We start from the raw sequence: 1,014 nt of genomic DNA on the forward strand, positions 1-1,014 counted from the left end.
ACGACCAATTTGTAGGTGAATTGCTGTTTGCAGTTTTGAGTCAATTAAAGCGTAACCTGACTGCTGCACGCGGTCGTGCAAAAATTTATAAGTAGTAATTACCAAGTCGGAGTTAATTATTTCTGATTCGGTAGCACCTAACTCAGAAGTAGTTAAGATTAATCCCTCTTGGATGGCTGGCAATAGTTCTTGAAACGTGGCTCCCCAAGATTTTTCGTTAATAATTGAAAGAGTGTTTAAGTCAAAACTATTACCCACGCAAGCAGCCAAACGCAAAACTTGCTGAGTTGATTGGGGAAGTCTTTTCAATTTGCCAATCATCAATTCAATGACGTTATCAGTAATACCTACTGCTTCAATTTCTGAAATATTCCAATCCCAGTTTCTTTCGTGAAAATTGAATCTCAGCAGGTTTTCTTGATAGAGAGTTTTGAGAAACTGATTGACAAAAAAAGGATTGCCTTGAGTTTTACTGACCACTAACTCGGCGAGGGGGAGCGCTGATTTTTGGTCTTTACGCACGGTATCAGTAATTAAGTTAACTATCTGGTGAAGGTGTAAGGGAGCTAAAGTAATTCGCTCGATTCTTGCACCTTCATTTTGCAGCTCGTCCAAAGTCATCATTAAAGGATGAGATGGGTTAACTTCGTTGTCTCGATAAGCACCAATTAGAAATAGATAGTTGGTTTGCTCATCTGCGAGCATTACTTGTAGCAATTTCAATGTAGCGGCATCAGCCCATTGTAAATCGTCGAGAAAGATGACTAAGGGATGGTCAACTGAACAAAAGACGCGGATGAATTTTTGAAATACTAAATTAAAGCGGTTTTGTGCTTCTGTAGCGCCTAATTCTTGTACGGCGGGCTGTGGGCCAATGATTAATTCTACTTCAGGAATGACATCGACAATGATTTGACTATTAGCGCCAACAGCAGCTAATATTTTTTCTTTCCAGGTATTGAGTTGATTTTGGCTTTCTGTTAAGAGTTGCTTGACTAATGATTGAAAGGCTTT

At 39.3% G+C, this 1,014-nt stretch carries 1 protein-coding gene; it reads right to left on the bottom strand.

Translation table 11 applies throughout. From position 1 onward, the window contains the following. The coding region (locus QT992_RS33465; protein ID WP_333343098.1) for an AAA family ATPase at positions 1 to 1,014 on the bottom strand (1,014 nt) is incomplete at both ends.

Origin of the sequence: Microcoleus sp. T3_D1 (assembly GCF_036700405.1) — a bacterium.
Lineage (GTDB): Bacteria > Cyanobacteriota > Cyanobacteriia > Cyanobacteriales > Microcoleaceae > Microcoleus.